This window comes from Enterocloster sp. (genome assembly GCF_057861365.1).
This window is the reverse complement of sequence record NZ_DBMACH010000001.1, coordinates 142,629-155,223: the sequence shown is the minus strand read 5'-3', so window position 1 is coordinate 155,223 and position 12,595 is coordinate 142,629. Positions and strand designations below refer to the sequence as shown.

The 12,595-nt window shown below is 42.3% G+C and carries 23 protein-coding genes; all 23 read right to left on the bottom strand.

Features of this window, described 5'->3' with window-relative positions; translation table 11 throughout:
* Positions 1 to 37: 37 nt before the first annotated feature.
* The 23 genes from ACZM6M_RS00820 to ACZM6M_RS00710 all read right to left on the bottom strand — a co-directional run bounded on the left by ACZM6M_RS00820 (position 38) and on the right by ACZM6M_RS00710 (position 12,594).
* A complete protein-coding gene (locus ACZM6M_RS00820) occupies positions 38 to 559 on the bottom strand; it encodes an IbrB-like domain-containing protein (RefSeq protein WP_173878555.1) in 522 nt (173 codons plus the stop codon).
* On the bottom strand, positions 549 to 1,700 hold the full coding sequence (locus ACZM6M_RS00815) for a phosphoadenosine phosphosulfate reductase domain-containing protein (RefSeq protein ID WP_268802981.1): 1,152 nt from the start codon (positions 1,698 to 1,700) through the stop codon (positions 549 to 551). Before ACZM6M_RS00815 ends, ACZM6M_RS00820 begins: the two co-directional genes overlap by 11 nt.
* Positions 1,691 to 2,320: a ParB/Srx family N-terminal domain-containing protein gene (locus ACZM6M_RS00810; RefSeq protein WP_268802980.1), complete on the bottom strand. Its 630-nt coding sequence runs from the start codon at positions 2,318 to 2,320 to the stop codon at positions 1,691 to 1,693. Before ACZM6M_RS00810 ends, ACZM6M_RS00815 begins: the two co-directional genes overlap by 10 nt.
* A gap of 61 nt (positions 2,321 to 2,381) precedes the next feature.
* Positions 2,382 to 3,164, bottom strand: a complete 783-nt coding sequence (locus tag ACZM6M_RS00805; RefSeq protein ID WP_173878561.1) for a phosphoadenosine phosphosulfate reductase domain-containing protein — start codon at positions 3,162 to 3,164, stop codon at positions 2,382 to 2,384.
* Positions 3,145 to 4,533 (bottom strand): sodium:solute symporter family protein, encoded by a 1,389-nt coding sequence (locus tag ACZM6M_RS00800; RefSeq protein ID WP_268802979.1) that lies wholly within the window; start codon positions 4,531 to 4,533, stop codon positions 3,145 to 3,147. The genes ACZM6M_RS00805 and ACZM6M_RS00800 overlap by 20 nt, the downstream gene beginning before the upstream one ends.
* A gap of 209 nt (positions 4,534 to 4,742) precedes the next feature.
* Entirely contained in the window at positions 4,743 to 5,324 is a 582-nt protein-coding gene (locus ACZM6M_RS00795) for an HTH domain-containing protein (protein WP_268802977.1), read from the bottom strand.
* Positions 5,302 to 5,577, bottom strand: a complete 276-nt coding sequence (locus ACZM6M_RS00790) for a hypothetical protein (RefSeq protein WP_268802976.1) — start codon at positions 5,575 to 5,577, stop codon at positions 5,302 to 5,304. Before ACZM6M_RS00790 ends, ACZM6M_RS00795 begins: the two co-directional genes overlap by 23 nt.
* 4 nt (positions 5,578 to 5,581) lie before the next feature.
* Complete coding sequence (locus ACZM6M_RS00785) at positions 5,582 to 5,809, bottom strand: hypothetical protein (RefSeq protein WP_268802975.1); 228 nt, start codon at positions 5,807 to 5,809, stop codon at positions 5,582 to 5,584.
* Positions 5,787 to 5,966 (bottom strand): hypothetical protein, encoded by a 180-nt coding sequence (locus ACZM6M_RS00780; protein ID WP_268802974.1) that lies wholly within the window; start codon positions 5,964 to 5,966, stop codon positions 5,787 to 5,789. The genes ACZM6M_RS00785 and ACZM6M_RS00780 overlap by 23 nt, the downstream gene beginning before the upstream one ends.
* Before the next feature lie 4 nt (positions 5,967 to 5,970).
* Positions 5,971 to 6,162 carry a DUF6011 domain-containing protein gene (locus ACZM6M_RS00775; RefSeq protein WP_416887342.1) on the bottom strand — a complete coding sequence of 64 codons (192 nt, stop codon included), beginning with the start codon at positions 6,160 to 6,162 and terminating at the stop codon, positions 5,971 to 5,973.
* 15 nt (positions 6,163 to 6,177) lie between these two features.
* On the bottom strand, positions 6,178 to 6,603 hold the full coding sequence (locus ACZM6M_RS00770) for a hypothetical protein (protein ID WP_268802973.1): 426 nt from the start codon (positions 6,601 to 6,603) through the stop codon (positions 6,178 to 6,180).
* Positions 6,604 to 6,608: 5 nt separating this feature from the next.
* Positions 6,609 to 6,995, bottom strand: a complete 387-nt coding sequence (locus tag ACZM6M_RS00765) for a hypothetical protein (RefSeq protein WP_268802972.1) — start codon at positions 6,993 to 6,995, stop codon at positions 6,609 to 6,611.
* Between the two features lie 12 nt (positions 6,996 to 7,007).
* The gene (locus tag ACZM6M_RS00760) at positions 7,008 to 7,229 is read right to left on the bottom strand and encodes a hypothetical protein (protein ID WP_268802971.1); all 222 of its coding nucleotides are present in this window, start codon (positions 7,227 to 7,229) and stop codon (positions 7,008 to 7,010) included.
* Positions 7,230 to 7,491: 262 nt separating this feature from the next.
* Positions 7,492 to 7,947, bottom strand: coding sequence for a hypothetical protein (locus tag ACZM6M_RS00755; protein ID WP_226973321.1), 456 nt, complete (start codon positions 7,945 to 7,947; stop codon positions 7,492 to 7,494).
* Positions 7,944 to 8,258 (bottom strand): hypothetical protein, encoded by a 315-nt coding sequence (locus tag ACZM6M_RS00750; protein WP_173878582.1) that lies wholly within the window; start codon positions 8,256 to 8,258, stop codon positions 7,944 to 7,946. The genes ACZM6M_RS00755 and ACZM6M_RS00750 overlap by 4 nt, the downstream gene beginning before the upstream one ends.
* 15 nt (positions 8,259 to 8,273) lie before the next feature.
* Entirely contained in the window at positions 8,274 to 8,630 is a 357-nt protein-coding gene (locus ACZM6M_RS00745; protein WP_173878584.1) for a hypothetical protein, read from the bottom strand.
* Positions 8,631 to 8,650: 20 nt separating this feature from the next.
* Positions 8,651 to 9,064, bottom strand: coding sequence for a hypothetical protein (locus ACZM6M_RS00740; protein ID WP_173878586.1), 414 nt, complete (start codon positions 9,062 to 9,064; stop codon positions 8,651 to 8,653).
* A 16-nt stretch (positions 9,065 to 9,080) separates the two neighbouring features.
* Positions 9,081 to 9,575 carry a hypothetical protein gene (locus ACZM6M_RS00735; protein ID WP_489489368.1) on the bottom strand — a complete coding sequence of 165 codons (495 nt, stop codon included), beginning with the start codon at positions 9,573 to 9,575 and terminating at the stop codon, positions 9,081 to 9,083.
* Positions 9,572 to 10,645 carry a DNA polymerase III subunit beta gene (locus ACZM6M_RS00730; RefSeq protein WP_173878590.1) on the bottom strand — a complete coding sequence of 358 codons (1,074 nt, stop codon included), beginning with the start codon at positions 10,643 to 10,645 and terminating at the stop codon, positions 9,572 to 9,574. The genes ACZM6M_RS00735 and ACZM6M_RS00730 overlap by 4 nt, the downstream gene beginning before the upstream one ends.
* Positions 10,642 to 11,178, bottom strand: a complete 537-nt coding sequence (locus ACZM6M_RS00725; RefSeq protein WP_173878592.1) for a Holliday junction resolvase RecU — start codon at positions 11,176 to 11,178, stop codon at positions 10,642 to 10,644. Before ACZM6M_RS00725 ends, ACZM6M_RS00730 begins: the two co-directional genes overlap by 4 nt.
* On the bottom strand, positions 11,162 to 11,470 hold the full coding sequence (locus ACZM6M_RS00720; protein ID WP_226973323.1) for a hypothetical protein: 309 nt from the start codon (positions 11,468 to 11,470) through the stop codon (positions 11,162 to 11,164). The genes ACZM6M_RS00725 and ACZM6M_RS00720 overlap by 17 nt, the downstream gene beginning before the upstream one ends.
* Positions 11,460 to 12,458 carry a DUF5131 family protein gene (locus ACZM6M_RS00715; protein ID WP_173878593.1) on the bottom strand — a complete coding sequence of 333 codons (999 nt, stop codon included), beginning with the start codon at positions 12,456 to 12,458 and terminating at the stop codon, positions 11,460 to 11,462. Before ACZM6M_RS00715 ends, ACZM6M_RS00720 begins: the two co-directional genes overlap by 11 nt.
* Entirely contained in the window at positions 12,430 to 12,594 is a 165-nt protein-coding gene (locus tag ACZM6M_RS00710) for a hypothetical protein (protein WP_173878596.1), read from the bottom strand. The genes ACZM6M_RS00715 and ACZM6M_RS00710 overlap by 29 nt, the downstream gene beginning before the upstream one ends.
* Position 12,595: the final 1 nt, after the last annotated feature.

The window sequence follows — 12,595 nt, the reverse complement described above, 5'->3', positions numbered from 1 at the left end:
TCCCGCCGATTTTGTTCTATGTATTCTATAACAAAAATCAAACTTTTGTCACAAATTCTGCTTTCGAGAATCCAGAAACTCCTTTTGTCATCATGTTTAAGAAATCCTCCTTTGTGAAATCAGATAATCGGAAGATCTCTTCCGGCTTCATTCCGAGCTGTTTCCCTATTTCATCTACGGTTTTTCCCTCATTCATGAGTTCTTTTACAATCGCCTTCATAGGCTCTAACAAGTGGGTACCTCTCGCTCTGTTATGCGTTACGGTACCATAGATGTCCTCCGATCTCTCCGAATGTTCAACGATAACAATAGGCACCTTCCCGCCAAGCATAGACAGCAGCGGCTCTTCGCCAGAAACAGTCCATCGATGGAATCCGTCTATAATCGTATAATCCGGTCTTACAACAATCGGGAGTGTCCATCCATTGGTAAGAATGGACTGCGTGAGCAACTTTAAATTTTCTTTTGAAACTTTGTTCGGGTTGTAATCATTTGGTTTTAATCTGCTCCGCGGTATCCATTGCAGTGTACCAAGCGGGGCGAATAATTTATTTTCCATGTCTGCTTTCCTCCGTTTTCTTTGCCTCAGATATGTATTTCCCATAAATCCGATGATATAACGCACGGAATGTCCTCATTTTGGGATCGCCAGAAATGAGACCTTCGTATATGTGCTTGAAGTCCTCTGGTTTTGCAATGGATGATACCTGAAGGAAAAAGTTCCGGTACCTCTCCGCAATATGTCTTTTATGCGGTGTATCAAAGAACACGCCCATATTCGAGAACATGTATATGAGTTCTTTCTTGTAATCTTTTTCCTGGGATCCGTCTTCCATCGTCCTCCGTTTCCTGCTACTCCGGCCAAACATTTCGCTATCCCAGTAAAGTGCCGCCAGATATGCATTTGGCTCTCTGCGTATGATCCGTTCCATGAGATCCGGATAATACTCATTCATCTTTACCAGTGATCTGGCCGTATCTACGGAAAAGAACTGTGACACTCTAAGCTGTTGCTTTGAACTCCCCGACTGCCACAAGAACAGGTATATTTCCGGAACATCAACCTTTTCCTGTTTTAAGTACAGCCATACATCATTGTTGGTCCAGTCATATATAGGGAAGACCTGTCTTTTGTTCGTCATGGTCTTCCCGGCCCGTGTCATTGCTGCGATGTTCTGCAAACGCTGCAATGATTCGGCGGTGCGGATGCCTACCATTGTGATTCCGGAAACACATGTTCTCGGAAGAAAATCTTGATACGCATCTATTCTTGGCCGTAATAATTTATGATTTCTAATAGCAAACTTCGGTGGTTGCCTTACCCAAACATCTTTCTTCGTGGAATCCCAACATATAAATGTCTCATCATTCGACAGGGCATTGAAACAGTTGAAATGTTTTACCTCTATGCAAAACCATTCAAATTTTGCCCCCATCATCATAAACTTACGTCTCCACTTCTTCGTCATTTCTTCCATGCACGGAAAGATTGCCTCTTCGTCTATGAACTGGACGGTCAACTGCCTTATGTCTATTTCCCCGCGGTTTGCAAGATTCATGATTAACTTAGCGACACATAGGCTGTCCTTTCCTCCGCTAAATGAAAAGAATACCGGAAGACCGTTCCTAAACACATTCTTTATCCGTATCTCAGCAGCTTTTACCACATCTATATTGGATTCGCAGCGTTTTACAGCCATATCTTCTCACCACACTTTGGACATATCACAAACCTTCCTGCTTCAGCCGGCGCTTGATTGGATTCCGCATTACACTCTTCTGATTCCGCAATATGCTCAACCGGTTCTTCCGGATGGGATTTGTTTTCAAATGCTTCTCTTTGTTCCCTTTTCTCATTTGCCTCTTTTATTTTTCTTACCTCTTCTTCATCCAGAGTTCCATACTCAGATATTTTTTCTGTGATCTCGTCCGCATCAGCGACCATCTGCTTTAAAATTTCTTCATCGAATCCGGGAATGTCCAAATCTCCGCTCAGTTCTTCCAAGAATTCGTTCAATGTATCCAGGTTTTCTATTCCAAGAGAGAAGATTTTATTGTCAGCAATCATCAGCTTTTTCTTCTGTGCTTCCGTCAAATCTTCATACTTGTAAACCAATGCTTCTTCCCGGTTCATTCTTAGCAAAGTTTCATACAATCCATTTCCGGCCAAGATCGTGTTATTTTCATCAATAACAATAGGTCTGATTTGACCAAACATTTTGACGCTTCTTTCAAACTCCTGCAACTGCTTTTCTGTATGGATTCTAATATTGCGTTCCGGTCGGATAAGATCTTTCAGCTTCATGGTTAATTGTTTCATTGTATTTTCCTCCAAATCTCAAAATTTGAAGGAGCAATGAGGCTACCTGCAAATAGCCTTTTTAAAGCGATTTTAAAAATTCTGCGGCACTTTCTATAAACTCTGCCGCTTTCTTTACGATATCTTGGTCTATTTCATACACTTCCTCCCATCCATTCTCTATGGATCCAGTCCATTGTCTCGCTGGCCATGGATGCGTTCCGCAGAGAAAGCCATTTTTCCACCCGTAAATCGGAGGAATTGCCAGTTTATGGTAATGGATATAAGCAAGTATCTCTTCATGGCTCCATGCAGCTAAAGGACTATATCTGGTGATGCCCTTTCCATCGGTATAGATGTTCGATCCTCTTCCGCAATAGTTTCCATCTGCGCGGCGCCGGCCGAGCAGGAGTAAGTCCAGCTCATGCGCCTTATAGTATTTTGCCTGCGCTCTATGTTGAACGATTGAAAACCACTTCGCCGCCGTGGCGCTGTCCTGCGGGAACAGCATATTCAAATGTTTTGACAGCCATTCAAGGTCCTGCCCTGTGTTGATAATCTCAAGTTCTTTCGGTTTGTACCGATCTACCCATTTCAAAAAAGCCGGGTACTCTAGGTTGCAGATCGCCATCATGCAATCAGTAACTCCGCTGTCCCGGCATATTTCTCCAAGGACGAGGCTGTCCTTTCCGGCGGACCATGCGTATGCAGCTTTCTTCCCGTCAGTCATCTGCCGGATTTCCTCAACGGTTGAGCGCACCTTTTCATCCAGTACCTCTCTTGAAACCAGTTCTTCAATGCGCTTTTCAGCTTTCAACCATTCCTCATTCTGTATTGATTGCTTTTTACCAAGCACTCTTTCCATGCCGCACCTCCACCTTTGTAACTATCATCCCTACAATTCCGCCCAACAGCACTGTTGCAAGGCTTCCAAGGGTTTTATATGGTCCACTGTTCAAAACCGTTCCGTAGGCGAAAATAGGGAGTCCTACGGCCAAGGCAGATATAACTCCGTACTGTATTCCTTTCGGCGTAAACTTTACTCCCTTCAATGTCATGACGGTCGGCAACAACGTTGACGCCCTCAACGTTCCATAAAATAGAAACAGGTGCGTGACTGTCATCCCCGGTATATTGGCAATCAGGATACCCGCACAAAGCAGGGAGATCATAGCCAACTTTGTTTTTTTGAGTTCCTTTCCACCACTCATATCTGTCACAAGCGATGATGCTGCGCATAAATTACTGTCTACCGTTGATAAAAGTCCAGACACTATCATGAACAGAAACGGCAGCACCGCCCAAGCCGGGAACATCTCTTGAATCAGCTCAAAATTGATAACACCAAGATCTTTCGCCTGATATCCAATCCCTGCCCCGGTGAATCCGAGAATACCCATAGAGAACGGCACCAGTCCGAATAGTATCGCTCCAACAAAAAACGCGCGGCCGATTCGATTGCTCTTGACGGCAAACGCCCTCTGCCAGAATGATTGATCTCCGAACGGACCAGAAAGCAGGCCGATTGTAGTCGGTAGTCCAAATGCGAGGAACACATCTATACCGTCTTCCGACCAAAATGACGTATAATTTCCAGATATTCCGTGTATTCCTTCCAGTATTCCAGAAGTTCCGCCGGCTCTGATTGCCATGATCAGGAACGCCACGCTTGCCGCCAGCATAAAGGCCATTTGTATAGCGTCCGTCAGCATGGAGGCCTTTATTCCCGAAAAGAGGGAGTAAGACAAAGCAATGATAGCCAATAAGACCGTAACAAGTTCAAACGGTGTTCCGGTCGCCACGCTTAAAACCTGGCCTCCGGCCAAGAGCTGCACTCCGGTCGATAATACAGAAAGCCCCATGAGCTGAAAGAGATATACACGCTTAACTCCGTCCGATTTGTACTTATCCCTCATGTAGCCAGACAATGTAATTCCTTCTGGCATTTCCCTCCGTATCCTTTTCGCAAACGGTATGAAAAGGATCAAGCATAATACGTTTGGTACCAAAAACCAAAAAAGACCGACAAATCCATTCGCATACGCTTTTTCCGTAGATACAAACAGTGCCGGTGCCCAGATCCATGTGGCTGCTATACTTAAAGCAGACATTATCCAATTTTCCTTACGGCTTCCAACGCAGAATCTTTCCACGTTTTTTTCCTTTTTGGTAAATATCAGTGTTGCAGTGATCATAACCACTGCGTAGATTGCTAAGATTGCAAATCCATTCATCGTAAAATCTCCTTTCGCTTTTTAAAAGGAGCATTCTCTCATCTTCTTTTTCTCTTCCCCCTCCCCAGAATAACTGAAAAAAGCCACCGGGCATCCCCAGTGGCTCATGGCTTTATGATAAGATTTTACTCCCTTATCATACTCGCTATCCGTTATTAAGTCAAGTTTAACTTAACCATATCCGTTATTTTTAGAAAAACCTTATAGAATCAATAAAAATGCAATCCATTTATTCCGAAAAATAAAGCTGAAAGTCTTTCCTCTGCCGTCTTAATGTCATCATAAATTGTTACTTTGCTTACACCATGCTTTCTTGCCAATTCTGCTACCGATGCATGCTCTTTTGTTATGTACATAGCTTTGATCACCTTGTACTGACGTTTTTCTTTTTCCCCAAACTTCCCGCAATACATCCGATACACATCAAGCATTCTATCCACATGGGATATGATAATACTTGTTCTTTCAGAGGATTCTTTGATTGAATTTACAATCACTCCATCGCTCGCCTTCATAGACATAAGATCTTCTATCACCTCTGCGGTGGTCTTTTCAGCATGTTCTCTCTCATACACAGCCTTCGTACAACTTTCTTTCAGAGCCCTGTAATTTCTAAGAAGCAATCTGGTATTATGTAAGCGTCTGTCTTTCAATTCCTTCTGCGCTTTCCTATGCTCTTTTTCCATTGTTTCAGCCGCCACCGAGGCTCCGGCCAACGCTGCCTTTGCGATAATATCCTCAATTTCCTCTTTTGTAAGAGCAACAAATTCAACTCCGCTTTTTGTGTCCATGGTTCATTTCCTCCTCTTGCCTATGTATTGCCTGTATGACGCCTTCCTTAAATTCCGCCTTCTCCTTTTCCGACATACCGCTATCGCCAAGAGCAGCATCCAGCGCCTGCTCTGTCCCGCACTCCGGGCAAATTAAAGTTTTATTGTCCAATCTCGATAATGCCGGTATTCCCTCATATTTTCTATTACATATCGGGCATACCTGTATCCCCTCTGGTATCACTTCCCCACACGCTACGCAATGGTCTTCCATAGAATCAATCCTCCTCTTTCTTGCTATCAAACATTCCGAGTTTAAACCCAAGCTGCAGACACCCCTCAACGATCAGTTCAATCTCTCTGCCCGACACATGACACATTGTAAATTCCAATACTGCACTTCCATCTTCCTCTTTCATGTTACAGAAAAACCCTTTATCAATAACCTTTTCTGTACCATCCTCATAATGTATCACTATTTTCTTAACATCCTTCTCTTCTTCCATCTCTTTTCTCCTTCCTGTATGGACAATACTTCCATACACAATTCACTTTGTATCCATTTTTTATATATTCTTCATTGGTGCATTCACCATTTTTCCCATCATATATGCACTGTCTGCAGTAATTTTCGTGCGTGGGAAACAATATTATCTTTGCCATATCCTTACACTCCATCCGGGAGAGCTTCTGGAAAATCGAAAATATTCATTTGGCCAGGGATTTCTTCATTCATTTCATTTTTTCCAAAAGTATTCTCTAAGCCGCTTACTTGCGACCAGCATTCCGGTCCATATCCGCGTCTCATACTTTCCGGATCCGTAAGTTTCTTCCCACACTTTTGACACTTTGTGTACACAACACAGCCCTCCCTTTAATTATGAGTGGCATCAAAATTCTCCTTTGCCCATTTATTTCCCGTAGCATACACTTTAGAGCTTGTCCTATCGTATGGCGACATTGGTTTGGTACAAAATTCTTGTTCGATAAAGATTTTTTCCGATGCCTGTTTAAACTCATCGAACGTAGGAGTTTCTCCAAAAACCCATCTAATCTCTGATTTATTTACCCATGATTTAAAATTATAAATCCCTCTTGTCTCGCTAAAACAGAAACTGATACTCATATAGGTTGTTGCCTCTTGCGGATCATTCCATATCCCTCCAGAAAATCCAACGTCTCCATCATTTGTCTTTGGATGAATAACTCCAAGGCTCCATCTAATTTTCCTCGAAAAATCATCATACGCAAGATTTCTCATATACTCAGCAAGCTGCTGTAATGTGATATTGCTTTTCATATCCGTTAATACCTCCTCTTTGCCTCACTCAAACTTGCCATATTCCTTTTTTGCAGATCTTCATAAAATTCCGCATTCGCATTCGTGACCTTATAGCATATCCTTTCGCCAAAAAATATAATATATGTATCTGTCAGCAATTCGTGAAATACCGTAGTGTACTCTTTTGTCATAGCGCATCCGCCAATGGCTGGGCTTCCATCTTCAGTAACGTCAAATCCAGTACAAGTGCTCCCCCATACTTGTGGAAACATTACGGCATCTATTTCCGCATATGCATATTTATTGTTCCTTTTCTTCTCTTCGAAGATCTTCAAAAACTCTTCATCTTGAGATAATGCTACTCTTGCTTTGTACTCAAGCAGTTCCAAGTTCGGATATCTTGCATTCACAATACCACGCTCCTATCTGTATTCTTTTCCAGTATGCTTGTCCTTTAGGACAATCCGGCCGACAACCTCAAATCCCGCCAGCTCCGCAGTCTGTTTCATAATCGGTATAAGGTTACTGATTACCGCTGCTCTCTCCATCTCCCGCCGATTCTCTTCTTTTCGGATATTTCTCCATGCCAATCCGGCTGTAGGATCCGGATATCCTTCCCCGTTTTTTCCCATGTTGTCTGGCATTTTTTCCTTCCTCCCCTCTTAATATCTGTTCTCCCTGAGCACGTATCAAACACTCTGCACTATTCATCTTTCACTTCATTCCTCACTCTCCCTCGACAGCCTTGCATTTGCAGCTCTGGCTTTTTTCTTCAGATTTCTTTTCCACCGTCGGATAGTTTCAGCCTTGGTGTGATTTCTTGACCATGTATAATCATCCAAAATATATCGTCCTCCATGTTCGCATTCTCCATATGCAGGCATCCTTCTATGTCCCCTCTTCATTTTAACCACATCCTTTCTCTGGATTGTAGGATTCTGGAAGCGGTCGCCAGGCAATAACCTTTTGCTTAACAACTCTGTTCGGAAGCGCCCATTTTCCGTCTAATGTGTGAGCAGTTATCGTTTGTCTTGTTCCATCTTCATATTCAACAGTCACATTCACATCACTCGAGATTTTTTCAAACATGGATTCAGACCATTTATCTGTTCCTTTCCATTTTGCGAACATACTGTTTCTTTCTTCTGGTAGTCCATCTTCTACGAGAATCCATCCTTCATTTTCCGTATCAGATAAATGATTTTTAACTACATCGTATGCCATGTCAGCAGCCTCATTCCATCCATATTCAGCCGATTCATACCTATCTGTGATTCCGGCATCTTCCAATCCACATCCAATGCCATCAATTGGATATTTCATTTCTTCAATCTCCTGTAATATTTTTTCTATTGTTGTCATATTTCAATTTCCTCGCTTTCTTGAAGAATCTTGCTTGCGCTTTGCAACTGAATAATCATTGCATCCAAATATCCGACCAGAAATGCTCTTGCATTGTGTATTGCTTCTTTCAGATCATCCGTTTTCATGTCCTCTTTATCAATATTGAATTCATTGCAAGAAAGAAACCACGTCCCCGGAATATGTATGTACCTATGAACTCTGAACTTGATTCCACATACTTCCAGTTCAACAATTCTCGGCTTCCTGTCTTTGTCGTTTTTGCTGTGCGTTGTAACGTCTTTTACTTTTATCTTCTCCGATACTGTCATGTCAGTCCCCCCTTCCTAAATGTCAGTTTTTCCAACCTTCTCACCGTTTTTGTACCAGGTAAATTCAAACCTTCCAGCCGGAATATCGATAACAAGTTTTGGCGAATATTCTACTTCTTTGCAGGACTCAGTTGAAATAGCCCAATCCGGCCACTCATCATATTCATCAACTTTACTCACCCCAACCATCCAGCAGCCGTTGTCAGCGGAAGCCCTTGAATACTGTCCTATTACCATCAGTCTGCCATTCTGCCCACAATCGATCACACACTGAATGGGTTCACAGTTTCCGCAGTTATCAATATCATCGCCAGTCACACCATATTCTCCAAATGTATCATCGCTATATCCGTAAAAACATAATCTGTGCATACTATTTTCCTCCTAAATCATCATTTTTTCTTTCCTTTTCCGTACTTAACGGCCAGTGTCATTGCATCTTCGCCTATATCTCTTGCGGTTTCCTCTTTCTGACGCTTCGCCAGACACCTCTCTTTCGCCGCATCATAGTTATATTCAATCTGTTCCGAAAGCCGATCTGCCATTCTAGTGAATTTATCCCGGTAATATGCAGACCATTGAATGTCGTCTCTTCTTATTTCGTCAACCATCCGGACGTAATCCCTTAACATGCATATGATCAGCACTATGTCGAGATAGGAGCAGCTTACAACATAATCGCACATGAGCTTTAGGTTTATTGCTTTCTCTATCATCACCTGCTTTTGTTCTTCTTTTGACATTTTCTCCTCAACATCATGAAGAAACTGGAAAAGGAACCACAATCTATCTTCTCTGTCTTCCATCTCATTATCCTCTCGACTAATCTTCCACTTTCGCTAGCCGGTATAAATCCTTTCTATCTTCCCCACACCATATCCGTTCCCCTTCCGGAGTTTCAATCGTCACAATCCCATCTTTAAACCTGTACCCTTCAACAACTCTTCCCCTTTTCCATTCTCCATTAACAAACATCTCCGCTTCCTGCCCGACAACATGCGGAAAAATTTCCTCGTTTTTGCAAAGCTTTTGATCTATAATCGGTATCAAGACGCGAGGAACGCAAATCATATGCATCCTTGTTGGAGCGGAAACGATCTTCTTGAGCATGTGTATATAGATTTCCTCCGGAGCAGCCTCTTCAAGCCACTCCGGTATATCCGTATTTATTTTTTGCGTTACTTCTAAGCTGTTACACTCCTCAGCAATTTCATGGATTAACGCTCTCATTTCTTCTGTTATTTTCCATCCACCTCGCAGAGTAGGTTGCAAGTCATATTCCAAAAGTTTTTTTACCTTCTCATCTATATTACTCATTTTGATGCCCCTTTCAGCATTACCGGAAGAACCAACGCTTTCATATCTGAATCCTCCGCCTGTACAATCATCGGAGTTTTAGATCCCGAAAAGTTCAATGTAATGTTTTCGCATGTGAATGCTTTTATCGTCTCCAGAACAAGCCGAGAATCAAAGCCGATTCGTATCGGATTTCTAATCGGTTCCTGCAAAGCTACTTTTTCTTGGTAGTTCGTTACTTTATCTTTCAGTATTAGGTTTATTTCTCTGTCAGACACATCAAATTCAGCCGGAACATTTTCATCTGTACACATCTTCGCTCGTGTCATGGCTCCGATCAGCTCATCACGATTTACAATAGTGTAGTTATCCATCTCAATAAACATCTTCTGATATGGTATGTACTTACCGTTATAAATTCTTGTGTGAATTACATAATTGTCCGTCTTGAAAATCGCACTATTGCTGTCGTAAGACAGGTTCACATCATCATCCATTCCCATAGAGGTAAGTTTTTTAGCTGCTGTTTTAGGTACTATCAGTTTCAGATCAGAAACTCCAGAGGCTTTGATCTGGTCCCAACACATTACATGCCCATCCGTCGCCGCAAGATTCATGCATTCTTCTCCACCTTCAAGATATATTCCCTCTAACTCCTGGTGTCCCGGTGACTTATCTGCAGCTGCATATAGAACATGAGAAAACGATTCTATCAATAATTTTCCCGGAAGGATTATCCCGTTTTCCTCTCCAGTTTCTATCTTGCTATACATAAAATCTTCCGCAGGAAATGACTGGTAACTATTCTTAATCTTTTCCATCTGTATCGTTACAACATACTTCTCATCGCACTTTACTTCAACCTCGCCTTCCGGGAGATTCTTTATCAAATCAAACGCCTTTGCAGGAAGTATGAATGATTCCTCATCAGCACCCTCTACCTTGACCTGTATCGTTATTTCGTTGTTCGCAGCTATTACATAACCTTCTTTGATCAGAACCCCTCCCAAAGCCGGTCTCTGTGGATTTTTCTGAACAACACTTTTTACTTTGTCAATCGCTCTTACCAACTCATATTTTTTCAGTTTCATTCTTTCTCTCCCTCCCGAAGTTCTATGCCGTCCAAAAATCGCAGAACTCCATTTAAGTATTTAATTTTGTATGCTTCAAGATCTTTTTCGTCCATGTATTTATGTCCATAGATTTTTTTCATATCGCGGAATACCACCCATGGAACACGATAAAATTTATCAAGCCCTATCGAAACCACCAGAAAGCACATTGCTCCAAGTTTCATATATCTTTCAAAGCATTCCTCCTGTTCCTCAGTAACTACGCTTCTCATGATTTTTTCTTTATCGGTGTGTTTTGCATCAAACAAGACCATTGTTGAATCCATCAATACACCTTTAAAATCCGGCTGTGCCTGTTTTGCAAAACAGCAGATAAACTGCCCTCTTCTTCTGTCATATGGCTTCAAGACTTTCATCGGTTCTGGCGTCTTCTCTATTACGGAAATCCCTCTTTCTTCATAAAATCGGCAAGCTGCACTAATCATTCCTTCAAAATATTCTCCCGATGCCCGAGATCTACTTCCCGTTAATGCCCTACTGTATGTATCCATGCTCTGTTGCCACCTTTAATAATTTATTGATTGTAACTGCTCCAATTCCCGCAATCTTGGACGTCTGCAGTTCTTCAAGGAATTCCCTTGTGCCCTTACCGCTTCCAGATTCCTTCTTCCCGCTATTAAATCCTTCGCTTCTGGCTTTTTCCACTCTATCCTCGACATAGTGAACAAGCTGTTCATCTGTCATTTTCCTCATCTTTACGGCCTTTTCGTGAATCCGCACCTCATCTTCAGTTCTTCTACAATTTCTCTTACTCTTACCCATGTCTGCTCCTTTACTTTTCATTTTCTAATCCTTCCAGTTTTGGTATTTCAACCCCATGTTCCTTGCACCATTTGATAAAGCATGGCCGGCACATATAAGCGAAGCTGCTTGTTTTTCCTCCTCGCTTCGATCTGGCTGACAAAGATACCATTTTATTTTTCTCCATTTCATCATGGCACTCCACACATTCTCCCATCAGCTTCTTCAGCACCTTCTCGCTTTTCTTTCTGACAAGCAGTTGCTCTGGGAAATCTCTCCGCATATTTTCTTCCCCAACAATGTTTATGAGGCTGTCTTTCATGAATATCGGCGTATGCTCACGATCTGCCAATTCAACTATTTTCCAGATCCACTTCGCATCCGGTATTACCTTCCCGCGGCGCAACCCCGTTTCTGCACCTAGGATTACCCAGTCAACTTGTCGGAATAACAAGTTGTGTTTCTCTGGCTGCATATCCTCCAGTATCGGCTCAATGCTCACAAATCTGTTTCTGAAAGCCGGCAGAAAATTGAACCTGTGCATTTCGTCTTCCCTGGTTATGCTCGTTCCGTAAAACATATTGTCAGCACTCAGAAGATCCAGATCTGCATACCGTTCCGGATTCTTTGTAAGGAACAGGTAGTTGTGCTGCTTATGCTCTTCGCAGCACTCAAAAACCTCCCTAATCCAAGATTCCGGCACCCAATCTCCAAATACATCGGCCACAGCGCCGACAAAAATATTTTGCCCCATCTTTAATTTATCCAGCGTGTTTATACGGTACCTGTGAAGCGTAGGTTCAAAACCAAACGGATATATGATCTGCTTTCCGTTTTCTCCAATGAATGGCTCGTCCAGAATGTATCCTCCCTCATCTTCCCGGTATTTGTCTTTCATTGTTTTATTCAGTTTTACATTTCCGCAAAACCGCTGACTAATCTTCCTTGCATAGCAATATTCACATCCATGGCGGCATCCGGTAATGATATTCAACGTATGATCACACCACTCTATTTTCGACCGGTTCATATTCTCTCGCCTCCTCCATTCTTGGCAGCTTGTCGAGAAGATTGCATGCTTCTTCTACGGCCTGTCTTCGGTAATCAAAATATCCATAGTCATCCTTGACTCTTATTAAGATCTCCACAACTTCTCCAATTTTCATA